The following is a 24,808-nucleotide window of genomic DNA, read 5'->3' on the forward strand; positions in this document are numbered from 1 at the left end:
GGGGACTTGCTCAGTACAGTCGTGATGGTCAACAAGCGCAGGTTCGAACACCAGATTTCCGGAGTGTTCTGGTAGCAAATATACCCGATCTGATGGCTGGAACTAGCTCGATAGCACCAGGGATATCCATTGACCGTTGAGACACACACCCGATTCGGAGTTAGTTCAGTTCTCAACTTCGTGAGGCAGGGCTATGCTTCAGCAGCTATCTTTGTAGACATCTGAGCGTCTAACTGGGTGTCAAGTGTGTCTCTGGGCACAGGAATTGAACTGAGGAGTTACGTGTCCTTCTGAATCGAACCGCCGAACTCCTCTTCGAATCCCTCGACGAGACGCGCGACGCCCGACTGAAGCGAGAATTTGGCGTCTTCTTTCGCTTCACGGAGGTGCTTCGCCTGCGTCCCCGACGTTTCCCCTGCCATATCGTCAAGTTCGATGACAAGCGCTTCCAGTGTCTCCTCATCGTCAAGCGCGTCGTAGGTTCGAAACACGTCTTTCAAGCCACGCTTGGCCGCTTGTCTAACACGGCCATCGTCGTCCGTGAGCGCCTCTAGTAGAAAGCCACACAGTGCATCTGTCTGGTCTTGGAAAGTTGCTTCGTCGATAGCGATAGATCGGTCGTCATTGTCGAGTGCCGCTACGATCGGAAGTCCAGGTACAAGCTGGTCTGCGACGCGGACAACTGACTGCCGGACGTATCCATCGTCGGCCGCCTCATACAGTTGGACTACCTCGTCGAAGCAGCTGTTGAAGAGTTCGCTCCGCTCGCTGAGACTCATATCGCTAATATCGTCAATAACGTCGTTGACGCGGTCCGATTCACCGGATTCGAGTTCTGGTGCGAAGTCTGACCACCGCTGGTGCATGGTTAGTGTTACTCTTTCCACTTACTAACACCTAATCAATAAGGCGTCAAGCGTCTCCGTGTACGAGTCAGCCGTGGGTTATGAACAGCTATAGTAGCCATTGCAAATCAATGTACACCTGATCGCACGATGGCAGTGTGATCTGTGTACATCGTTTCAATTGTTACTATAGGGACAACCGGAGCAGTACGTTGCAATCACATACTGGCTCGAAAAGCGATAACGGTCCGTATGACACATGGCGACCAGAAGCCTGTTCCTGCTACCACATGTCCAGTGTCTTTTGTAGCAGTTGGACGACCTCGTATCGAGGACAGCTCAGTGACTCCGATCAAGACGCTGTTGTACTTCCTTGAAGATACCCATGTGGCCTACCGTTTTGCTGATTGTCTCGATACAGGGAGTGGATTCGCAGCAAGAGCGTACTCGTAGTACCGTCCTCCAACGTCGTCTGTATCCTACTCAACCCAACTGGTGATTCCCAGCATGGCGAGCTCGTGTAGGTAACCTTGCATCCACCGAGGGAAGAGTGCACCTGTCACCGCCCGGTGGTGAATGACGTCGTACCGCGCTCGAATCGCTCGTGTCCGGACTGTCGTATCGCTTCCCTCGTGAGCTCTCATATGGACTACGCGGCTGCTGCCGTGGGTGGTGCTTTGGGGTTGATCTGCCGTTGGTACAGGTGTGCTGGTCCTGCCTGACTGGCGGAAAGCTTGTCCCGGACACACCTGATACCGAGTGTACTGGCTGGTTGTCATTGTCTGTCCGATAGATTCTCGTCTCAGACACACCCCACACCGAGTGAAAGATCGGATCTCCACAGCGTCTCTGATGAGCGGCAAGTAAGCGGGTTTCGGGACGAAAAGCGGACTGAGACAAAAGCCGCGAAGTTGCGGGTTGCATCGAATATGCAACCCGACTGCGTTTTATAATAGTCCACAAATGGATCTCGCAGGCACGCACCAAGTACCGAGTGTACTGACCGCTGATCGTCGTTGACAGAGAGATACTCGTCATGAGCGGATCATGAACCGAACGTAAGCTGTGTATTCTCGGCCAGTCGTTCGGCGTTTACTGTAAGTAGACGCTGCGCCAGTGGTGAAATGAGGGTAAGGGACTCCGATCTAGATATAGTCCATCGTGGACTGCATGCCTTCCCGCGCGTGACTTCAAGTAGCCTAGTGTGGGCAGTAGGCGATTACACTCGGTAGAGGGTGTGTGACACCCCACACAGACATATATAAATTTATGTGAAAAGCTACTAAAATGGTTTTAGACGGTTTTTACTAAACTTCACTCGTTGCTTGGTCGCTACACTTATCATACAGGGACGGATTTGATAGAGTAAATAATGTCAGACTCAGATGAAGATGATAATATCTTCAAAACCGGCGGAATATTTGCTAACAGGGAACTGGTACGCGTCGGCCACGTCCCCGATCTGGAGCGAGTCGTTGGGCGGGACGACGAAGTCAGCGCTATCGGGCAAGCACTCGGTCCAGCAACGGTCGGCGGCCCACCGGAGAGTACGATCATATACGGCAAGACCGGAACCGGAAAGTCACTCGTTGCGAGGTGTGTGTCTCGTGAGGCTCACTTCGAGGCACAGGCAAACGATATCTCGTTTCAGCAGGCGTACGTCGACTGCTCCGATTATCAGACCGACGCAAAGGCAAGCCGGGAGATGGCACGCAAACTAGTGGCGAGCCTCGACGCAGATATCGACGTCCCGCGTGTCGGGATCGGAGCCACCGACTACCGTGACATCACCTGGGACCTACTTGAGGAGTACAACATTAACTCACTGGTCGTCATTCTCGATGAAATCGACAAGTTAGACGATGATGAACTGTTACGCAGCCTCTCTCGGGCTCGCGAGAGCGGGAAAGCAGAGACACACGTCGGCGCCATCTGCATCAGTAACAAGATCGAATATCGCGAGCGCTTGAGCGAACGCATCGACTCAAGTCTGCAGGAGAACGAACTCGTCTTTGACCCCTACGATGCTGGTCAGTTACGAGCAATCTTGGACAACCGGACGGATGCCTTCGAACCGGACGTGTTGGAGCACGATGTGATCCCAAAGGTCGCTGCCCTCTCAGCCAAAGAACACGGGGATGCACGGAAAGCGATCGATACGCTATACGAAGCTGGTCGTCTCGCTGAGAAACAGGGGACGGAGACAGTCACAGTCTCGCACGTCGATGACGCCGTCCAACGAGCGGAGGTGAACCGCTTCGAGAAACTCGTGCGTGGGACGACGCCGCATGTGAAATACATCCTCCGAGCGCTGGCGCTACTTACCGTCGACAACCCCGCGCAGGAGGCCTTCCGAACCCATCAGATCTACACGCTCTACGTGAAAGTCGCTGAGCAGGCTGGGGCAGACCCGCTCTCCGAAGATCGCGTGTACCGGCTGCTGAAAGAACAATCGTTTCTCGGGGTGACTGAATCGAATCACACGGGGGGTGGACAGGGTGAAGGGAGCTACCTTGAGCATCGACTGCTTCGGGATCAAGAGGTCGTCATTCAGGCTATAGATGGCTCAGCGACGGGCGGGGACCCATGACGATGTTTCACTCGTTACGAGGTGTGTGGGTCGGCTTCGGTCACGGTGCGCTGGGTTAGTCGTTAGCCGTACCGGCGACAGGACGGGACCAGGGATCACAATGCGTTCGCGGCCGACGTAACACAAGTCGGTGCATGGCTCTTCGATGCGCCGCCAACCGTCAATGTGTGGAACATATGGAATGGAGCGACGGGCCTGACTTCATTCATAATTTCCCCCTGGTCCAAGATATCTTGTGTGACCCTGGTTTCTCCCGCTTCCCGGCCTGAATTAGATCCAGACACCAAATTATATCCCCGTCTGCTAGAACACTTTCCCAATAGATGGACAAATAATTGAAAGAGCCAATTCAATAACAAACTTAGGGACGAATGAGAGTGTAAATCTGACCATTTCAATTGCTCTTGACTTATCCCAAAGCGATACCGTTATTTTTCGCTACCCAAATGGCGAGAGAATGTGTCTGAAAAACACCCACAACAGAAATTCAGCTATCGGTGTAATCTGAGAAGCCGCTGAGAACTGAATTAGAGACGTAAACAGTCTCAATAATCGGCATGAGAAATATTAACTAGGTTGATAACTGACAGGAGGATGTGTACCAACTGGATCGGGGATTAACAGCAGCGAGCACAGTAGGGATTAGTGCCGCTGCGATTGGGGCAGTCGGCACTACAAAATCAGCAGGGTATACACCGAGTTTCTATGATTTCGTCCCAATTTGGGTTTGGGCTGGACTAGTGTTGGCACTTGTTGGCGGTCTTGGCCTTCTCGTCCGTGGAACATTTGCCCAGCGGCGGCCACTGTTCGCTCGCGGTGCTCTGATCATAGGAGCCACATATGGCGTGCTATACTTCCTGCCACAGGCAACTGGGTTCAAATTCTGGTCGTTCTCTCGGGCTGACGCCCTGATGCATTTTTCATACGCTGAGTATATCATGTCAACCGGAGCGAGTCCGGCATCGAATATGTATCCCGGGACGCATTTCATCGTCGCACAGACCGCCCTCATCACAGGGTTACCGGTTGAGGCGCTCCAGCCGATCGTGATGTACCTTGTTACAGGAGTTTTCGTCGCCGGCTGTGCGGTGTTCGGACGCGCCCTTGGCGGAAAGCCCGCCGGACAGTGCGTATTCATTGCAGCGGTTCCGCTCGTGCTAGGAAAGTATATGCAGCATCTGATGCCGTGGTTTATTGCGTTCGCACTGTTGCCCATCACGCTGTTTGTCGCCGAATCTCTGCGGAAAGGCCAATTGGCTGGGTCAAACACAGTCTCAGCGACACTCTGTGCGGCTGTATTATTATTCGGTATTGTGTTTATCCACCCGATGTCGGCCGCCCTCGCGGGAGTCGTGCTCGGATGTGGGCTCATCGCCGTCACAGCATATAATTGGCGCACCGTTGAGATCGAGCGCCAGTATCGTGTGACATGGGGACTCTTGATCGCAATCCCTCTTGTGGCTTGGTATTTTGCGATGCCGACATTTAGTCGATTGGCTCGCCAGACAGCTCTGTCACTCGTGGCGGCCTCTCCGGGTGCAGCAGCAAGGGCTGGTGAGGCAGGAGCCTCAGGCTACACGACTTGGCAAATCATCCGGCGCTACGCCATTGGTGAGTTCGGAACCCTTATTTTATATCTCGCAGCAGGAGGCGTTATCGCACTGTGGTTCGGATACACGCTGTTTCACGGCCGAGATATCAAGTCCGGCGAAGTGGTGGCTTGTGCCATCTATGTCACTGGCGGCACTATCGGTGTAATATTCGTGATGTTCCGCGCAATAATTACCGAATTTTACCGCATGAACCAACTGACACTTTTCGGGGCAATTCTTCTGATTGGCCTCGGGATGGCAGTGCTACATACACACAACGACAACTTACGCAGCGGCGTGTTACTCAACTCCGTTGCAACAAGCGCACTTGTGTTGGTCGTCATCACAGCAGGCAGTCTTGCAGTCTTCAACGTCTATGATGAGCGGCGTCACGCCACCCAGGCCGAATTTGAAGGGGTAAACCATCACATGACCTACGCAAACTACGACCTCAACACACGGTCGCTTCGGGTGTCGGCGATCGCATCAGAGTACACCATCGGAACGCAGCGTGCTTCAAATATTCCCTGGACGGAGCGTCCGTTCCACCAGCTAAGACCCAACAGTGGGCTCCCGGACGATCTCGGGTATACGACGAATAAGTCCGTCTCAAGTCTGTTTGATGGACGAGGGTACATCGTCATCTCAGAGCGAAACCAGGACTGGGTTGCTGTTGAACCCCCCAACCGACACCAGTACGTGAAATACATCTCCGATGAGGAAATGTCAAGGCTTAGAAGTGATAATAGGGCCCGGCAAGTGTACGACAATGGTGGTTCATGGATATGGTGGGTCCGCTGATGGGGAAATTGTGTATCCAACTTGTACGAGTGAAGAGCGCTAGCCAAATGGCCAGCCTTGATAGGAGCTACCGATATACCTGTGGTACCAATTATAATTTATCTAATGGGACTTTGTAGTGCTTATAATCGTGGATTACCGCGCTTCGGCCGCTATAGACAATTGTGGCCTTCGCCAAATGACGCGAATCTATCAATTCGATTGTCCTATTGGTATATGCTTGGAAAGATGGACAGGGGCTGTGTACAGAAGAAATGAGTGAAACGATCCATATGAGGTATAGACTGACACTATATTCTCTATATCTTAAAGAGATACCCTTTTGAGTTGTAACGTCTACCCGGTTGGTATGGAACAGAGATCTGGGGATCGGGTTTTGCTATGTTCTGACCATTTACCACCGAGTGATGGCGGAGTTGAACAGGTTGTACAAAAGTTGGCACTCCATCTAGTTGATCACGGATTCAGTGTTGGTGTATTCACACTTGATGACGGGACTGGTGAATTCGACTTGGCAGATATCCCTGACATTTCTTTTTATACGTCTTCCGGAGTTGATCTTACCAATAAAGTCGGTTTACAGAGTATGTTGTCTGTGTCCGCATTGCGTGAGTTTGGACACGTCCTTCGGGACTTTCAGCCGGATATAGTACACACACATAACAGATTCTTTTATACATCAGCACTGGCCGCTGCCTACTCAGTGCGAGCAAACTACAAACTAGTGACGACGGTTCATTTAGGAGATATCGGGATGATCTCGGGGGTTGGAGGAGCGGCAGCGAGAGTGTTTGAACAGACTATTAGTCGATTCATTGTCTCTCAAAGCGACCAAGTGATCTGCGTCAGTGCTGCTGCCGAGTTAATCACCCAGTCGCTCGGAGCGGATCGAACAGAAGTAATTCGGAACGCAGTCGATATAAAAGAGTTCTCTCCGGTTCCTACTGAGAAAAAATCACTACTATACATCGGGCGACTTGTTCGCAACAACGGCATTCAGGACCTATTGAGTGCACTTCCAGGGTTGCTTGAGACACATCCAGATGCAACAATACACATCGTGGGGAGTGGGCCCATGGAAGAGAATGTTCACGAGATGATTCAAGCAGAGGGCATATCCGAGTCGGTGACGGTTTATAATTTCGTCGAGGACATCTCAGAGATGTATGATATTGCTAGCGTGTTTTGTCGGCCTTCTTACTCCGAAGGACTACCACTCACGATGCTAGAAGCGATGGCATCGGGAGTTCCTCCCGTTGTTACGGAAATCGCAGGTGTTCCCGAAGTCGTTACAGATGGCGAGTCCGGCGTTTTACTTGAGCCCGGAAGGCCAGATGAAATTGAACGCGAAATCAGTATATTGTTTAAAAATAATGAGTTGCGAAAACAACTGTCGCGAAACGCACGTAGGTACGTTGCTGAAAATCTGACGTGGAAACGACGGGCCAAAAAAGTCATGAACGTTTATTCCACTCTATATTAAATCTCGATTGGTTTCGTAGTATTGGGTAAACATATTACCCACCGACACAAAGCACCTCTCAACGATGGAACAAGCAAATAATGTTATTCTGATTGTAATGGATACAGCGAGGTATGATTTCGTTCATGGGCAAAAAAATGGGGTAGAAGTCGCGCCAGAAATCAATTCTCTTGCAGAGTCTGGAACCAAATTCACGAATGCGTTTAGTGCAGCTCCGTGGACATTACCTTCTCATGGGTCCCTCTTTACGGGACAGTATCCGTCGAAGCATGGGGCCCATGCCGGATCAAAACAGTTGCCAGATGAGAGTACGACTCTCGCAGAGGTTTTTTCGGAGGCGGGTTATGCCACAGTTGGCGCTTCAAATAACGCGTGGATTAGCGAATCTTTTGGATTTGGGAGGGGATTTGATGATTTCTATAAGGGGTGGCAATATATTCAATCTGAGACAGACTTAGGGAGGGCTGGCCTGATGAATAACGGGCGAGATATGTGGAAGGCTATTATGAGAGAGATGCTTAATGGAAATGTATTTAAAAACGTTCTCAACGCATTATATGCTAAGCTTCGTTTTGGTGAACTAGATGATGAGGGAGCTCGGAAAACTACCGAATGGATTACAGAGTGGATTGACTCACATTCAAAACAAGAGCCGTTCTTTATGTTCATAAACTATCTTGAGCCTCATTTAGAATATGCACCTAAACGTGAGTTAGCAGAGCAGTTCCTTCCAGATGATGTCAGCTATGAGGACGCAATAGAGGTCCCACAAAACCCTTGGAAGTATGTAACCGGCCAGCTTTCGCTTACAGGGCCTGAGTTTGAGATCCTTAAATGCCTGTATGCCGCTGAGATTGCGTACGTAGACTCCAAGATAGGTGCCCTAGTCGGCCATTTAAAGTCTATAGGTGAATGGGATAATACCGTTCTTATGATTCTTGGAGATCATGGAGAAAACATAGGTGACCACGGCCTAATGGATCATCAATACTGTTTATACGATTCTCTTCTACACGTTCCACTTGTAGCACATGGCGGTTCGTTCACTGATCAAGGCAGTATTGACGATCTTGTACAGCTCACAGATATAGCACCAACCTTACTCTCAGAGATAGGTATTGGGAGCAGTTCGTTTAGCAATCAGACTCAAGGAAAACCTATCTTTGAACAAGACAGAGACCATGTAATCGCGGAATATATTACACCCCAGCCTTCACGCGAATCCATCGAGAAACGGGTTGGTGACCCGAACAACTGTATGGATATGTATGATAGATCGCTCAAAACGATACGTAATAAGCAATATAAATTAATACGTGGGTCAGATGGGTCTACGGAACTATATGATATTGTGAAAGATCAAGATGAAAAGGACGATTTATCGGCATATAAACCAGACGTGGTTGATGAGATGTGCTCCACACTTGATACGTGGATTAGTTCATTTGACGCAATAGAAACGACGTCAAACGAAAATATCGATGAGGATGCTCAAGAAAGGTTAGAAGATTTGGGATATATTTAATTCTTCCGTAACAAATTTTCAAATACCTTATTGGACTTTTTTTTGAACTTTTCAAATGAATGCTTTTCCGCCAGCCTCCTCCCATTCTCTGCTAGCGGCTGTAGTGTTTTTGGGTCAGATAGGGCGCTATCCAATATTTCTGCTAATTGCTGTTCGTTATTCGTCTCAAATAAGAATCCATTTGAATCTACGTTGATATAGTCTCGGATTCCATATGTATCGGACCCGACAACTGGCGTACCAGATGCTAAAGCCTCAAGTCCTGTCGTCATATATCCTTCCATGAGTGAAGGAACAATAAATAACAGTGACTCGCGGTAAAGGCTTTGTTTTTTCTCTTTGCCAACATATCCATGAAACTCAATATTCTCAAGATTTAGATCCTCAGCCAATTGCTTTAGAGATTCTTCTTGATTTCCAGTTCCAGCGATAGATAGTGTATAATTCTTGTATTTAGGTTCGATTTGAGCCCAGGCATTTATAAGACAAGAGACATTTTTACGAGGTGTGAGACGTCCCAAATATAGAAGTCGTTTTGATTTTGAGTCAAACTGATATTGGAACTCGGAGATATTGATACAAGGGTTCAATATATACCCATCGTTGTATCTAGTTTTTTGTTTCATTCTCTGCTTTGTGCTCCTGCTAGCACAGATCAGTTCTGGGTCGTTCATATACGGTAACAACCGGTCAATAATATTTACGACAGAACCCTTTATAGGACCGTTAAATTCCCAAGCGGAGTTAAAAAATGCCGTGTGCATAAAAATCGAATTTATTGAGTTTTTTGAAAAGAAATGTGCAGGATAGTAGGGAATATGAGAAATGTCATCCAGAATAATGTCTGGATCTTCAGCCTGTATAAGTGAACGGAATTTATTCATTCCCCTCACCGAGCCGAATAGACGTTCGGATGCCGTTTTTGGGTTTGAGTAGGGAAATGAATGGTAAGTACAATTTTGACCTAACTCTGTCGTCGGGACCTCCTCTTCAGGTTGTGGACAAAGAATGTTGACCTCCCAGTTCGTGCTGCCCAATGACCTCGCAATGTTACACATCAAGCGGCCTGCACCGCCGGCAGGAGGTTGGTGAAGTGATCGAGCTGAACGAATTAGAATTTTAGGGGAGAATTCGGCATTCACACTCGGATATAACTCAACCAGATATATAAAACCGTAATGAAGTAAGAAGTGAAATGTTAACACGTTAAACAACATCATAACTGAAATGTCGCAGCATAAGGTGACCAAAGCATCTCAAATGTAGTAGAGTCGCTAAGAGGGTGTCATAGAACGGTTATCGCACCAGAGAGCAGGGTGAACGCTGAGGTGGAATGAGCTCAGCGGCCCTGTTAGATGATTTTTCGGTAGAGACGTTCTTCAATGTCGTGGGGTCAGAGACGCTAGCGTTGTTTGAGCATCTCTCCTTCTGGTTTTCGAAGAGTTAGACGTGTTCACCCTGGCGGAGACAGGGGAACACGAGAGCATGAGCCACCAGAGATGATGCGTGGTTTCTCCATTGCTACTACCACGATATTACGGCATTCGTCCCGTTGAACGCGAGTTTCGGAACACGTCCGTTTGGATGAGCCGTGGCTTCGATCGACCACCGTCAAGAAACGCGGTCGATCGCTTCCTCACTGATCTTGGATACGTCGTCGACGAAGTCTTGGACCACTTCATTGAGCAGGCCGCCCGCCGCGGCCTGCTCGACTTGACCTACTGCACCGATTCAGCAGATATGAGTGCGATACCCGCCGATCAAGACGCGCCGAAGTGTACGAACCAACGACTGAAGAGTACTACCACAGATACGGCTGCATGATCGTCTCGGCCGAACAATCGACGTTAGACAAACGTACAACCGCCGCACGGGAGTCAAACGAGCTAACGAATCGTTGAATGACTGCGGCCTATAGTGTGTGCTCACCCGAGACTGCGTCCACGCACGAGTGCAAGTGTTTCTTGCACTGTGCCTTCGCCTCGTCGTCGTAATCACCAACTACGAACCGGAGACAATCCAGAAAAGACCGTGATCACGGTGTGAAATCTTCTACGACACCCCTCATTAAATTAAATTGTACAAGAATTTCAGTTGGATCACTTACAATCTGCTGAATCGAACAAGCAGTGCTAGAGCGATGTTTTATTATTCTTCGAGGTTATGCCTAACATAGTATTGAAGTTGTATATGATAAAGATCATACATAGAGGTTTGCGGTGTGAAACTCTATTTGAGATCATTACCCACAGTAGAAGAGTCTGAATAAAACAGCATATTGGGGCCATGAAGCGCTCGATTAAAGAAAACTAAGCTCGCCAACTTGCTGGCTGAGGAAGATTTCCTAGGAGGAATGAATGATAAATAATTGTCGAATAATAAGAGCTAATTGTATCAAGGTAAATTCATCTTGTAATGGATGAGAAACTAGTCTCAGTCGTTATTACCACATATTATCGCAATGATGGGCTCAGGGAGGCAATTGAATCCGTCAAGTCACAATCGTACGACAATATAGAAATTATCGTCGTAGATGATTCAGGAGAGAAGCATGCAGCTCCCGTTGTTGAAGAGTTTGATTTAACCTACATACCAAATGATGGTAATATAGGGGTTAATAAATCACGATCTATTGGAATTGACGCAACGCAGGGAGAATACATACAGCTCTTTGATGATGATGACATATTACGCCCCACAAAAATTGAAAAACAGGTGTCGGTAATGGAATCAAATACTTCAGCTACAGTCGTGTACTGTGGACTGAAAGATCAAAAAAATAATTTTCTTTGTCCAGATAAGAATGCAAGGGGCGATATATTGGATTTAATCTTACAATTTGATGTTGAACCAGCCCACACCTCAACGCTACTGTTTGATGGCCCCCTAATGAGAGAACTCTCCCCATTTAATTCATACCCCGCTGCGACTGATATGCCGTTTAAAATACGGGCATCAGCTCACGGCGAATGTGACTTTGTTGATGAGTGCTTGGTAGTGAAAAAAGACCTTGGTAACAAATTATCAGAAGGGCTAGAATATTCTGATGCTTTGCTTAGCATCATCAACGACTTTGAACACCTCTATGAAAATAACAAGCATCTCCGTGATCGCGCGCTTGCCAATGCATATAGGCGGCGTGGCATTGATTATATATACAACGATGTATGGTCTTTCGAAGCCATACTTAGTTTCGCAAAGACAATATACTACGAGGAAAACGTAGATGCGGTCCTTATCGGACAATTTTTGGGTTCTTTACTGGGCCGACCAGGATATAAAACTGTCAAAAGTTGCGGTGATATAATTAACACTGATCGCTGAAAATGCTACGAGGATTCATATCAATCTTAACTGGTAAATTTTCCTCACTTTTACTCGGGTTATTAATTACACCATTATTGGTCCGAATGCTAGGGCAGGGCCATTATGGTGACTACGCATTTGTATTATCATTTATATCAATCACCACAATTATCACAAATGCTGGAATATTTGATGGCACCCGTAAGTATATCGCTGAGACCCACGATAGACCAGACTGGGAAGCCAATGTATTTGGCTTCTATCTTAAGTTGGCATCTGGAATCGGTATAATTGTGTCTGTCGGCTTAGCATTACTTGCAGCAAGTGGTGTAGTGAGCAGGCTCTTGGGTCCGGAGTTTGAATTTTATTTGTATATTTCAATTCTCTTGCTGCTTGCTCGACAGTTGCGGTCAGTTGTTAGAGGTGGCTTGATGGGCCTTAGTCTAGAGCACATAAGTGAGTCACTGAATGTTCTGAATAAACTGGTATTTGGGGTGGCTGCAATCGCACTTGTACATTTTAATTATGGAGTCAACGGGGTCCTCATTGGACACATCACAGGAACAATGATTTTAGTTCTTATGGGTTTAATTAGTTTATCGAAAAGGATTGATTTGATTAAGTCTATATTTACGCTCCAACGTAACATCCCACGTAAAGATCTTATATCATTTAATTTTATGAGCTTCATACTCATTTTGTTCCTCTATTCGCTTTATCATGTAGATGTTATGCTCGTAGAAACATTAGCTCCAGAGGATCAGACTGGATATTATCGAGCGGCATTGGTAATTGCCGAATTCCTATGGTTCGCACCAATGTCATTACAGAAACTATTGTTGCACTCGGTAGCGGATCTATGGAACAACGATCAGCGTAAGAGAATATCGGAGCTGTCATCTAAATTGACACGCTACAATGTACTACTGACGGCGTTGCTAATGATGGGGTTGGCAGCGCTTGCAAGGGATTTTATTCCCCTATATTATGGCGCAGAATTCGCACCCACTGTGACTCCCTTACTGATTCTTCTTCCAGGGACTTTCGGATTTTCGATTACGCGTCCAATTATGGGAATTGGTCAGGCGAAAGGCGATTTTCGGTTATTAATCGCTGCTACGGGTTTGGCTGCAGGACTAAATATAGTATTGAATATTATACTTATTCCACGGTATGGGATGAATGGAGCAGCAATTGCGACAAGTATCAGTTATAGTTCGATGTTATTTTTACATCTTAGTGCGTGTCAAAAGATCGGATTCGACCCAATCTCTGATCTTAGATTAGCCAAGACCACGACTACGATTGCCGTATCTGCTCCAGTGATTTTTGGTACAGCATGGCTACTACCAAACCCATATAGTCTCATTGTTGTTCCGCCAATCGGATTCATTTTGTACAGTATAGTCGCACTCAACATTGGCAGTATTTCTGCGAGCGAGATTTTTGAGATAACTGATAGGTTTCCCACCCCAATCAGTAGATATATCCGATTAATAATTAGAAAAGTAAATGTTACTAAAAATATTTCCGTAGTGTTCAGATAAGGATTGAAGAGTGAGGCACGGCGGTTTTGAAGTGTCTATGCCCAAAAACGCCGGCCTCGGTGGTAGTCTCGACCAAATCGACTTAGATTTTGTGGAGGGAGAAGCGACACCGCGACTGCTGATGAAGCTGAGTATTCAATTGCATTGGCTGGACTGTCACTTTCGAATACTGTCTCAGTTCTTGAGGTATTCGGTGTCCAACGCGCTCGATCAACTGTCTATAATTGGGTTTACAAAGCAGATTTACAGCCCAAATATGGACAGACACCGGATCACGTTGCGGTTGACGAAACTGTGATCCAACTCAACGGTGAGAGATATTGGCTGTACGCCGCTGTCGATCCACAAACGAACAAATTGCTCCATACGAAGCATAGACCGACTACAACGAAGGTTCTCGTCCATGCATCTCTCACCGAACTCTCTGAGAAACACGACGTCGACGTGCAGGAAAACATGGCACCGATCCAGGTGGTCGGCTCAGGTGCGACAGTCAACGACGCCACGCAGAACGCCTTCGACCGGGCGAGGTCCGGGCGCGCTGTACCTTTACCGGCGGCGTCCAGATCGGTCGGCTCCCCGGTGTCGTCCAGTTCGATATGCTCTCCCCGCTTGATATATTAGAGGATCGCGGCCTCGGCGATGCCGTCCAAACGCAGTAAGGGCCATAAGATGGGGTAGTTGCTCTATTCTCCGGGCGCTTCCAGCTCCACCAGCGTCAAATCACGATCTAGCATACAGTAGTCATGCGGCGGGTCACCAACAATCTCGGATATCCGATATTCCTCATCAAACTCAGCCCCAGCAGGCTCACAGTAGGGGTGGCTGGGACATTCGGTGTGCGGACAGGGGCCCGGCAGCGACGCCTTACTCCCAGCGTACGCACCCTTCGAGGGGACGTTGGCCTGAATCGGTGCGGGCTCAACCTCGACGGCCCGAACGCCGTTTTCATGCACGGCACAGTCTAGCGTTTGCCCGCTCTGGCGGACGTTGGTGATCCGGTATCGGTTCCCCGTCGTCAGATTGAGACATTGGTCGCGGTAGGGACAGCCCTCACAGCCGCTGGCTTCGCCGCGGTAGACGAACTCCTCGCCGGCCTCGGCGAGGCGCGTCCCGACGAGCGTGACAGTAGTCATACTGGGTTATAGAGTGTCGCCACGGTAAAGCGTCATGACCGCCCGGTCAGCTCGTCCAGTTTGTCCAGATACGCCTCGCGGGGGACCTGATACAGCGAGCGGTAGTCCAGCTCGCCGTCGGCGAACCGAGTAGCGAGTGCGACAGCGCCCTCAACGGCAGTGTCGCGGCGTTCGTAGGAGTCGGCGTCGCGCTCGACTTCGGGCTCAAGATAAAAGGTGACGTACCAGCTTTCTCCGGTCCGGTCAGCGCCGGGGCGGCGGGTCCGTTTCCCGCGCGTGAGGTAAATAGTCGGCAGGCACGGCGCTGGAAACTGCTCAGAGTCGAAGATGTCCGGGCGGTACGCGAGGATGAGCTTGTCGTCGGTCTCGTTCCACACCGTCCAGTCTTCGGGAAGGGCCGACAGGTCCATACCGTCGAATTGGCGTGGACCGGCAAGAATCCGCTGGTCCGTCCCGAAATCCGCCGGGCCCGGATACCGACACTCGTGCTGACGGCGGCAACGTCGATACGTCAAGCCACAATATCGTGTGGGCCGTTCTCAGTCGCCAATCAAACCAGCAACAGATTCACATCAATCCAGCGCTAAACACTGGCCGACACACCGAAGAGAACAGTTGACAACCGACACAGTATATAAATCCAACTCGAAACCAATGATGCACGCTAACATACATATGGCCCACCATCCCCGTGTTCGGCCTATCACGGCGTCGGAATTTATCGGCGGTATACCCACAAGAGGGCAAAGTTCTTATACGAACAGAGTTCGTACGGTAAATAGTATCGGAAACAGTTCCACACTGTCTCCCGTTACCACAGCAGGTCGGAGCAGTCCCCGTGTTCCGCCCGGCAGGTCAGCCATGGAAGGGCACACGCGTCACCCTGCAGCGAAGGGTGATTCGGCGGCTGTACGCGGTCACATCTGCAGCGGACAGCACCGACGACGAGTAGCCACACAGCCCCGGGACCGTCCCGCAACAGTCGGCGGTCGCCTGCAGCCACGACGAACTACTGAGATAGCATGAGCAAGAACAAAGAGACACTCGAAGCGCTGAGCAAGGAGTACCGTGACACGATACCGGCGGACCTCCGGAAGACGAACACGTTCGACTGGTATCTACAACAGTTGTACGACGAACCGACGATCGCCCGCAACGCCCACCAGCGCGTGGCGGACATGTTCGACTACTACGGCAAGACCTACGACGAGGAGGCCGGCGTGGTCGAGTACGAACTGGCGAGCGAGGACCCGCTCAACGACGGCGAGAACACCTTCTACGGGCGGGTCATCCACGAGGCAATCCACGAGTTCGTCAACAAGGTCAAATCCGGCGCTCGCGGCCTTGGCCCCGAGAAGCGCATCAAACTCCTCCTGGGGCCGGTCGGGTCGGGCAAGTCCGACTTCGACCGCCAGGTCCGGCGCTACTTCGAGGACTACACCAGCCGGGACGATGGGCGGATGTACACCTTCCGCTGGACGAACCTCTGTGACGTCATCCACGACCAGGACCCTGCCGACGACGTGGTCCGGTCGCCGATGAACCAGGACCCGCTCGTGCTCCTCCCACAGGAGCAGCGGGACAAGGTCATCAAGGACATCAACGCGGAACTCGATGCGCCTTACACCATCCGGAACGAGCAGTCGCTTGACCCCGCCTCGGAGTTCTACATGGACCGGCTGCTGGCCGAGTACGACGACGACCTCCAATCGGTCTTGGAGAACCATATCGAGATAATCCGCTTCGTCGCGGACGAGAACCAGCGCCGCGGTATCGAGACGTTCGAGCCCAAAGACAAGAAGAACCAGGACGAGACGGAGCTCACCGGCGACGTCAACTACTCGAAGATCGCCATCTACGGCGAGAGCGACCCGCGGGCGTTCGATTACTCCGGGGCGTTCTGTAACGCCAACCGCGGAATCTTCTCTGGCGAGGAGCTGCTGAAGCTCCAGCGGGAGTTCCTCTATGATTTCCTCCATGCCAGTCAAGAACAGACAATCAAGCCCAAGAACAACCCCCGCATCGACATCGACCAGGTCATCGTCGGCCGGACGAACATGCCCGAGTACCGGGACAAGAAGGGCGACGAGAAGATGGAGGCGTTCAACGACCGGACCAAGCGCATCGACTTCCCGTACGTCCTCCAGTACGAGGCCGAAGCCAACATCTACCAGAAGATGCTACGCAACGCCGACCTGCCGGACATCCAGGTCGAGCCACACACCCTGGAGATGGCGGGCCTGTTCGGCGTCCTCACCCGCATCGAGGAGCCGGACAACGAATCCATCGACCTCGTCCAGAAGGCGAAAGCCTACAACGGTGAAATCGACGAGGCCGACGACGTCGACGTGAAGAAGCTCCGCGAGGAGGCCGAGAAAATGGCCGACATCGGCGAGGGGATGGACGGCGTCTCCCCGCGGTTCATCGGCGACGAGATCGCCGAGGCCATCATGGATTCGATGCACCGCAGCCGGGACTTCCTCTCGCCGCTGACGACGTTCAACCACCTCGAGGGCAACCTCGAGAACCACGGCTCTATCGACGAGGAATCGTTCAGCAAGTACTACCGCTTCCTCGAACTCGTCCGCGAGGAGTACAAGGAGCGGGCCATCGAGGACGTGCGCCACGCGCTGGCCTACGACATGGACGAGATCCAGCGCCAGGGCGAGAAGTACATGGACCACGTCATGGCCTACATCGACGACGCGACCGTCGAGGACGAACTCACCGGCCGCGAACAGGAGCCGGACGAACAGTTCCTGCGCTCCGTCGAGGAGAAGCTCAACCTCCCCGAGGACCGCAAGGACGACTTCCGGCAGGAAGTGTCCAACTGGGTGTCCCGGCGTGCCCGCGAGGGTGATACGTTCAACCCACAGGACAACGACCGCCTGCGCCGTGCCCTCGAACGCAAGCTCTGGGAAGACAAGAAACACAACATCAACTTCTCCGCGCTGGTCTCCAGCTCGGAGATGGACGACGAGGAGCGCAACCAGTGGATCGACGCCCTCATCGAACAGGGCTACTCCGAGGAGGGCGCCAAGGAAGTCCTCGAGTTCGCCGGCGCGGAGGTCGCCAAAAGCGAGATGGAAGAGTAATGACCGGCGAGGAGTACATCGACCGCGCGGACGAGTCACTCGACGCCGCCTACGAGGCCCCGATGAGCCTCGCGGAGTACGTCGACACCGTCCTCGAAACGCCCCAGGTCGCAGCCCACGCTTCGAAGTACCTGCTCGATGCAATCGAGGACGCCGGAACACGGATCGTCATCGAGGAGGGCGAGGAGAAGGAGCGCTACCGCTTCTTCGACGACCCGCACAACGACGGGGAACACGCCATCCTCGGTAACACCGAGGTCCTGAACGCGTTCGTCGACGACCTCCGCTCGATTGCGGCGGGCCGCGGGAAAGACGAGAAGATCATCTGGCTCGAAGGACCGACGGCGACCGGCAAGTCCGAGCTCAAACGCTGTCTCATCAACGGCCTGCGGGAGTACTCGAAGACGCCCGAGGGGCGGCGCTACACCGTCGAGTGGAACGTCGCCGGGGCCGGCGGCAACGCCACCAGCATGACCTACGGGAACGCGGCCGTCGAGGACGAGGACGACTGGTACGAGAGCCCCGTCCAGGCCCACCCGCTGACGGTGTTCCCCGACGACGTCCGCACCGATCTGCTCGCCGAGGTCAACGAGCGCCTCGACGACCACATCCCGATCCGCGTCGACGGCGAACTCGACCCGTTCTCGCGGGAGGCCTACGACTTCCTCGAAGAACAGTACCGCCGGCAGGGCGAGACGGACCTGTTCTCGGCGGTCACCCAGCCCGCCCACCTCCGGGTGAAGAACTTCGTCGTGGACGTGGGCCACGGCATCGGCATCCTGCACTCCGAGGACGAGGGGACGCCCAAGGAGCGGCTCGTCGGCTCGTGGATGCACGGCATGCTCCGCGAACTGGATTCGCGGGGGCGCAAGAACCCACAGGCGTTTAGCTACGACGGCGTCCTCTCCCAGGGCAACGGCCTGCTGACCGTCGTCGAGGACGCCGCCCAGCACGCTGACCTGCTCCAGAAGCTGCTGAACGTGCCCGACGAGTCTCACGTCAAACTCGACAAAGGCATCGGGATGGACGTGGACACCCAGCTCATCATCATCTCGAACCCGGACCTAGAGGCCCAGCTCAACAAACACGCCGACCGGGAGGGCCAGGACCCGCTGAAGGCGCTGAAACGCCGGTTGGACAAACACGAGTTCACGTACCTGACGAACCTCTCTCTCGAAGCCCAGCTCCTGCGGCGGGAGCTGACCAACGAGACGCAGGTGTGGGACCCCGAGACCTGGGACGAACTAGAGACGTGGATTCAGGAGCCACTGACCATCTCGGTTCGGGACGAAGTCGAGTCGGCGACCGACAAGGAGCTGGCCCCACACACAATCGAGTCCGCGGCGCTGTACGCCGTCGTCTCGCGGCTCGATAGCGCCGAAATCCCGACCGGGCTGGACCTCGTCGACAAAGCGCTGCTGTTCGACCGGGGCTACCTGATGGAGGGCGACGAGCGCGTCGACATCGACGACTACGATCTGGAGACCACCGCCGAGGACGGCGACCACGGTATTCCGGTCACCTACGTCCGCGATATCATCGCCGACCTGCTGCACGAACCACAGGACCGCCACCATCCCGACCTCCCGGTCGAACACGTTCTGATGCCCCGAGACGTGCTCAACGCCGTCGCCGAGGGACTGGTGGATGCCCCCGTGTTCTCCACTGGTGAGGCTACCGAGTACGAGGAGCGTGTTGTGACTGTCAAGAACTACATCTTCGGCCAGCAGGAACAGGACGTGCTCGACGCGATGATGCGGGACAAGCGCGTCGACGAGGCGACCGTCGAAGAGTACATCGAACAGGTCTACGCCTGGGAGTCCGACGACCAGATCGAAAACGAGCGGGGCGAACTCGTCGACCCGGACCCGCTGAAGATGAAGGTGTTCGAGATCGAACACCTGGGCCGCTTCGACGAGAAGAACTACGACGGCAACGAGCCCGACCACGCCGTCGAGCAGTTCCGCACCGACAAAATCATCACCGCCCTGAACCGCCACGCGTGGCAGCGCCGCGACGAGGAGTTCCGCGTCGGCGACGTCAACCCCAAGGAGATTCCGGTCATCAACACCGTCCTCGGGAGCTACGACTGGGACGACATCCAGCGGACCTACGCGGACTTCGAGCCCGGGCAATGGGACAACCCCCCGTCCGGCACCGAGACGGCCCGCCTCAAGGACAAGACGCTGGATAACATGGTAGAGATGTTCGACTACACGCCGGCGTCGGCCGAACTGACGAGCCGTCACGTTATGAGCCAGGTGAGTTACAGATGGGACTGAAAGACGACCTCGAGCGGTACCGCGACGTGGGCGAGGAGCGCCGACAGGACCTCGCCGAGTTCATCCAGTACGGCGATCTGGGCCAATCTCGGGGCGACTCCGTTCGTATCCCGATCAAGATCGTCGACCTCCCTGAGTTCGAGTACGACCAGCGCGATCAGGGTGGCGTCGGTCAGGGGGAAGGCGCCGAAGAGGGCGACCCGGTCGGCCAGCCACAGCCCCAGCCCGGCGACGACGGTGACGCGGACGGCGAACCCGGCGAGGAGGGCGGCGAACACGAGTATTACGAGATGGACCCCGAGGAGTTCGCCGAAGAACTCGACGAACAACTGGGGCTCGACCTCGAACCGAAGGGCAAGAAAGTCATCGAGGAAAAGGAAGGCGACTTCACGGACATCACCCGGACCGGCCCCTCCTCGACGCTGGACTTCGAGCGGCTGTTCAAGAAAGGACTCAAGCGAAAGCTCGCGATGGACTTCGACGAGGACTACGTCCGCGAGGCGCTCAAAGTCGACGGCTGGGGGCCGGCCACCGTCTACGAGTGGACCCGCGAGGGGAACATGCCCGTCTCGAAGGCGTGGATCGACGACGCCTACGAGGAACTGCCTGCCGACGAGAAAGCCGTCTGGGACTCCATCGAGGAGATGGAGGACAACGTCGAAAAAGTTGAGACCTCACAGCGCATCCGCCGGGAGGGCGTCGACCAGATCCCGTTCCGTCGCGAGGACGAGCGCTACCGCTACCCCGAAATCGTCGAGGAGCGCGAGAAGAACGTCGTCGTCGTGAACATCCGGGACGTCTCCGGGTCGATGCGCCAGAAGAAGCGGGAACTGGTCGAGCGGACGTTCACGCCGCTTGACTGGTATCTCACCGGCAAGTACGACAACGCCGAGTTCGTCTACATCGCCCACGACGCCGACGCCTGGGAGGTCGAGCGCGAGGAGTTCTTCGGCATCCGCTCGGGCGGGGGCACCCGAATCTCCAGTGCGTACGAACTCGCCGCCGAAGTGCTCGAAGAGGAGTACCCCTGGAGCGAGTGGAACCGCTACGTGTTCGCGGCGGGCGACAGCGAGAACTCCTCGAACGACACCGAGGAGAAAGTAATCCCGCTGATGGAACAGATCCCGGCGAACCTCCACGCGTACGTGGAAACCCAGCCGAGCGGCAACGCCATCAACGCCACCCACGCCGAGGAGGTCGAACGCTCCTTCCGCGACGCCGACAACGTCGCGGTCGCGTACGTCTCCTCGCCGGAGGACGTGGTGGACGCCATCTACGACATACTCAGTACGGAGGACCAATGAACGACGACAGATTCGCGAAACAGCGCGTGGCCGACGACCTCGACGAGCCCGTCGAGGAGGCTGGCAATCTCGCCAGAAAGCTCGGGCTGAAACCGTACCCGGTGAACTACTGGATCGTCGACTACGACGAGATGAACGAACTCATCGCCTACGGCGGGTTCCAGCAGCGCTACCCGCACTGGCGCTGGGGGATGCAGTACGACCGCCAGCAGAAACAGGGCCAGTTCCTCGGCGGCAAGGCCTTCGAGATCGTCAACAACGACGACCCGGCCCACGCGTTCCTCCAAGAGTCGAACACGCTGGCCGACCAGAAGGCCGTCATCACCCACGTCGAAGCCCACGCGGACTTCTTCGCCAACAACGAGTGGTTCCGGATGTTCACCGACGGCTCCTCCCGGACGACGACCGATGCGTCCGGCGAGGACCGCCGCCGCGGCCCTGACGCCGCCGGGATGCTCGCCCGCCACGGCGACACCATCCAGGAGTACATGCAAGACCCCGACATTGAGCGGGCCGAGGTCGAGCGGTTCATCGACCACGTCCTCTGTCTGGAGGACAACATCGACCAGCATATTCCCTACAGCCCGGTCGAGACGGTCCCCGAGGAGTTCGAGGACATTGAAGGGGCGGACGTGACCGAGCAGCTGGATGATCTTGAACTCTCCGAGGAGGTCAAACGGCAGGTGTTCGACGAGGAGTGGCTGGACGCCCAGCGCGACGACGACGAGAACGTCACGTTCCCCGCCGAACCCGAGAAGGACGTGCTCGGCTTCCTCCGGAAACACGGCATGCAGTACGACGGGGACGCCGAACGCGCGACCGAGATGGAAGATTGGCAGACGGAACTCTTGGAACTGCTCCGACGGGAGGCCTACTACTTTGCGCCGCAGAAAATGACGAAGGTGATGAACGAGGGTTGGGCCTGTGTAGACCCTGAGACGCCGGTTTTCACGGCTGATGGGTTAGTTCCAATGGAGGACGTGGTATCGGACCATGTCACCGTCTCCGATGGTGAACAAGCACGCGAAGTGTACGACTCTAACATTATCCCGGACCACGATACCGTGACGATAGAGACACGTCGTGGGTTCGAGTTGACCGGATCGAACAATCACCGTGTGCGTCAGCCCGATGGAGACTGGGTCAGACTTGATGAACTGGAGACTGGCGATGAAATCGCCGTCACTGGCGGGAACGGGACGTGGCCCGAGACGAACGTCCCAATCGAGTGGACCTGTTCGGAATACACGTCGCTGAATGACGTCGCTGATGAGGCGGGTGTCTCCGTCTGGACCGTAATGCGGTATCGGCGTACAGGTAGCGCCGAAAAGGCTGAGGCTATCGACCGCGCACTCGACGGCTACGAAGAAGGCGGTAACGCTGGGTTGAGTAACAGAGAGTCGATCCGCATCCCTGAAACCGTTGATGAGTTATTCGGGCGATTCCTCGGTTTGTTAATCGGAGACGGACACGTTCCGTCGAATTCCCGCCATATCGGGTTTACATCCGGTAAACAGGCCCATGCGGAAGAGTTCGCTGGGCTTCTCTCGGAACTGTTCGGTATCGAAGCGACGGTCGAACGGCAGGAGTCACGGTGGCGAGTCTACGCGTATTCGAAGAATCTCCGTGACTTGCTCACTGAGGAATTCGACCTCCCAACTGGTGTCGCTGCTGCTGAAAAAACGGTCCCAGACCAGATTCTGCGGTCGCCGAAACAGGTGGTCGCCGAATTCATTCGCGGTCTATTCGACGCCGATGGGTACGCCGGAGAGCAGGGTGCGATCCTGTCGACAAAGAGCGAAGATCTCTCGAAAAGGGTTCAGCTACTACTGACGAACTTCGGAGTTCTGAGCCGACGGCGGGAGCAGTCGGACGGCTGCTATCACGTCCATCTCACCGGTGCGTCTGCAAACACCTTCGCCGACGAAATCGGGTTCGGATACGAGGCAAAAGCGACGGAACTGTCAACGTACCTCGATGAACTCGCCTGGTTCGAAACTGAATCGTGGACAGACGAAATTGTCGATGTCGAAACCGGCACCGGAGATGTGTATGATATCTCCGTTGAGGAGACGCATCGGTACGCTGCCGCGGGGTTCGTCAACCACAACTCCTACTGGGAATCCACGATGATGACCGGCGAACAGTTCGCCGGCGACGACGAGTTCATCCTCTACTCCGACCACATGTCGAAGGTGCTCGGGTCGGGCGGGCTGAACCCTTACAGCCTCGGCCTGGAGATCTGGGAGTACGTCGAGAACACGGAGAACCGCCGCGAGGTCATCGAGCGCCTGCTCCGCGTCGAGGGCATCACCTGGCGGAACTTCGACGAGAGTGTCGATTACAAGATGGTACAGGACCACCTCGAACCGCCGGCGTGGCTCACTGCTGTCCCGAACCACCTCGACGACCTCGACCCCGAGGACCCGCGGGTCGATAGCGACGGGCTGGCGGCGGCCCGCGACGGCGAGTTCGACGTGGAGCAGTACCCCTGGAAGGTGCTGACCTACGAGGGGCTGGCCCAGCGCCACTACTCGCTGGTCAAGCCCCAGTACCGCGGCTTCGTCTCCCGGGTTGGGCAGGAGGAACTGGAGCGGACCGCCCGCTACATGTTCGACAATTCGCGCTACGACAGCGTCGAAGACGCACTCGACGACGTGGATTACACCCGCGGGTGGGAGCGCATGCGGGAGATCCGCGAGAGCCACAACGACGTGACCTTCCTCGATGAGTTCCTCACCCAGGAGTTCGTCGACGACAACGACTACTTCACCTACGAGTACACCCACGCTTCGGGTGACTACCGGGTGACCTCGACGGACCACGAAGACGTCAAGAAGAAGCTCATGCTGCAGTTCACCAACTTCGGGAAGCCCACCGTCGTCGTCGAGGACGGCAACTACCAGAACCGCAACGAACTGCTGCTCGCTCATCAGTACAACGGCGTCATGCTCGACATCGGCCAGGCCAAGGAAGTGCTCAAGCGCACCTTCGAACTCTGGGGCCGACCGGTGAACCTGCTGACCATCGTCAAGGAGTTCGACGACCACGACGTGGAGGTCGCCAAGCGCCGCGACCGCGAACCCGAACCAGAAGAGGTCGGCAAGCGCATCCGCTACGACGGCGACGAAGTGACTGTCACCGATGTCGACTGGTCCGAGGTCGAACACCTCACAGCAACTGACATCGACTACAACACCAAGCCGGACGAGTGGCTTGCCTGAAGGGCGGAGTTTGAACGAGGCCGGGTTTTCCGACCTGTGACGCTGAGCGTAGCGGTACGCTTGAGTTCCGTCCGCTCG

The 24,808-nt window shown here is 53.9% G+C and carries 14 protein-coding genes and 3 pseudogenes; 13 read left to right on the forward strand and 4 right to left on the reverse strand.

Annotation, left to right across the window (positions count from 1 at the left end; genetic code table 11):
- Positions 1-278 precede the first annotated feature (278 nt).
- Positions 279-866, reverse strand: a complete 588-nt coding sequence (locus SG26_RS16210; protein WP_050007777.1) for a hypothetical protein — start codon at positions 864-866, stop codon at positions 279-281.
- A 1,351-nt stretch (positions 867-2,217) separates the two neighbouring features.
- Here SG26_RS16210 and SG26_RS16215 point away from each other — a divergent pair.
- The 4 genes from SG26_RS16215 to SG26_RS16230 all read left to right on the forward strand — a co-directional run bounded on the left by SG26_RS16215 (position 2,218) and on the right by SG26_RS16230 (position 8,836).
- Positions 2,218-3,435: a Cdc6/Cdc18 family protein gene (locus tag SG26_RS16215; protein ID WP_050038133.1), complete on the forward strand. Its 1,218-nt coding sequence runs from the start codon at positions 2,218-2,220 to the stop codon at positions 3,433-3,435.
- A 596-nt stretch (positions 3,436-4,031) separates the two neighbouring features.
- Positions 4,032-5,828, forward strand: coding sequence for a DUF6541 family protein (locus tag SG26_RS16220; protein WP_394298899.1), 1,797 nt, complete (start codon positions 4,032-4,034; stop codon positions 5,826-5,828).
- Positions 5,829-6,177: 349 nt separating this feature from the next.
- The gene (locus SG26_RS20785) at positions 6,178-7,311 is read left to right on the forward strand and encodes a glycosyltransferase family 4 protein (protein WP_079980833.1); all 1,134 of its coding nucleotides are present in this window, start codon (positions 6,178-6,180) and stop codon (positions 7,309-7,311) included.
- Positions 7,312-7,375: 64 nt separating this feature from the next.
- Positions 7,376-8,836 carry a sulfatase gene (locus tag SG26_RS16230; RefSeq protein ID WP_050038135.1) on the forward strand — a complete coding sequence of 487 codons (1,461 nt, stop codon included), beginning with the start codon at positions 7,376-7,378 and terminating at the stop codon, positions 8,834-8,836.
- Here SG26_RS16230 and SG26_RS20790 read toward each other — a convergent pair.
- Positions 8,833-9,978: a glycosyltransferase family 4 protein gene (locus SG26_RS20790; protein ID WP_218587541.1), complete on the reverse strand. Its 1,146-nt coding sequence runs from the start codon at positions 9,976-9,978 to the stop codon at positions 8,833-8,835. The two genes, SG26_RS16230 and SG26_RS20790, sit on opposite strands and share 4 nt — an antisense overlap.
- A gap of 191 nt (positions 9,979-10,169) precedes the next feature.
- Between SG26_RS20790 and SG26_RS16235 the strand changes: the two are divergent.
- The 5 genes and pseudogenes from SG26_RS16235 to SG26_RS22005 form a co-directional block, all read left to right on the forward strand.
- Positions 10,170-10,882: pseudogene (locus tag SG26_RS16235) on the forward strand (hypothetical protein).
- A gap of 369 nt (positions 10,883-11,251) precedes the next feature.
- A complete protein-coding gene (locus SG26_RS20795) occupies positions 11,252-12,160 on the forward strand; it encodes a glycosyltransferase family 2 protein (RefSeq protein WP_079980835.1) in 909 nt (302 codons plus the stop codon).
- Between the two features lie 2 nt (positions 12,161-12,162).
- Positions 12,163-13,689 carry a polysaccharide biosynthesis C-terminal domain-containing protein gene (locus SG26_RS20800; protein ID WP_079980836.1) on the forward strand — a complete coding sequence of 509 codons (1,527 nt, stop codon included), beginning with the start codon at positions 12,163-12,165 and terminating at the stop codon, positions 13,687-13,689.
- Positions 13,690-13,726: 37 nt separating this feature from the next.
- A pseudogene (locus SG26_RS20805) lies at positions 13,727-14,133 on the forward strand (IS6 family transposase); the annotation flags it as partial.
- A pseudogene (locus SG26_RS22005) lies at positions 14,110-14,351 on the forward strand (acetamidase/formamidase family protein); the annotation flags it as partial. The pseudogenes SG26_RS20805 and SG26_RS22005, both read left to right, overlap by 24 nt.
- A gap of 24 nt (positions 14,352-14,375) precedes the next feature.
- Here the strand turns inward: SG26_RS22005 and SG26_RS16250 are convergent.
- Both SG26_RS16250 and SG26_RS16255 read right to left on the reverse strand, forming a co-directional pair.
- Positions 14,376-14,825, reverse strand: a complete 450-nt coding sequence (locus SG26_RS16250) for a UPF0179 family protein (RefSeq protein ID WP_050038137.1) — start codon at positions 14,823-14,825, stop codon at positions 14,376-14,378.
- Between the two features lie 32 nt (positions 14,826-14,857).
- A complete protein-coding gene (locus SG26_RS16255) occupies positions 14,858-15,235 on the reverse strand; it encodes a DUF5820 family protein (RefSeq protein WP_050038138.1) in 378 nt (125 codons plus the stop codon).
- Between the two features lie 612 nt (positions 15,236-15,847).
- Here SG26_RS16255 and SG26_RS16260 point away from each other — a divergent pair.
- Genes SG26_RS16260 through SG26_RS16275 form a run of 4 tightly spaced genes read left to right on the forward strand, consistent with a single transcriptional unit; the run spans position 15,848 to position 24,730 of the window.
- Entirely contained in the window at positions 15,848-17,920 is a 2,073-nt protein-coding gene (locus tag SG26_RS16260) for a PrkA family serine protein kinase (protein ID WP_050038139.1), read from the forward strand.
- Positions 17,920-20,202 (forward strand): PrkA family serine protein kinase, encoded by a 2,283-nt coding sequence (locus SG26_RS16265; protein WP_050038140.1) that lies wholly within the window; start codon positions 17,920-17,922, stop codon positions 20,200-20,202. The genes SG26_RS16260 and SG26_RS16265 overlap by 1 nt, the downstream gene beginning before the upstream one ends.
- Complete coding sequence (locus SG26_RS16270) at positions 20,193-21,506, forward strand: YeaH/YhbH family protein (RefSeq protein WP_050038141.1); 1,314 nt, start codon at positions 20,193-20,195, stop codon at positions 21,504-21,506. Before SG26_RS16265 ends, SG26_RS16270 begins: the two co-directional genes overlap by 10 nt.
- A complete protein-coding gene (locus tag SG26_RS16275; RefSeq protein WP_050038142.1) occupies positions 21,503-24,730 on the forward strand; it encodes a SpoVR family protein in 3,228 nt (1,075 codons plus the stop codon). The genes SG26_RS16270 and SG26_RS16275 overlap by 4 nt, the downstream gene beginning before the upstream one ends.
- Positions 24,731-24,808 lie beyond the last annotated feature (78 nt).

The sequence above is a fragment of the Haloarcula sp. CBA1115 genome, from assembly GCF_000827835.1.
Lineage (GTDB): Archaea > Halobacteriota > Halobacteria > Halobacteriales > Haloarculaceae > Haloarcula > Haloarcula hispanica.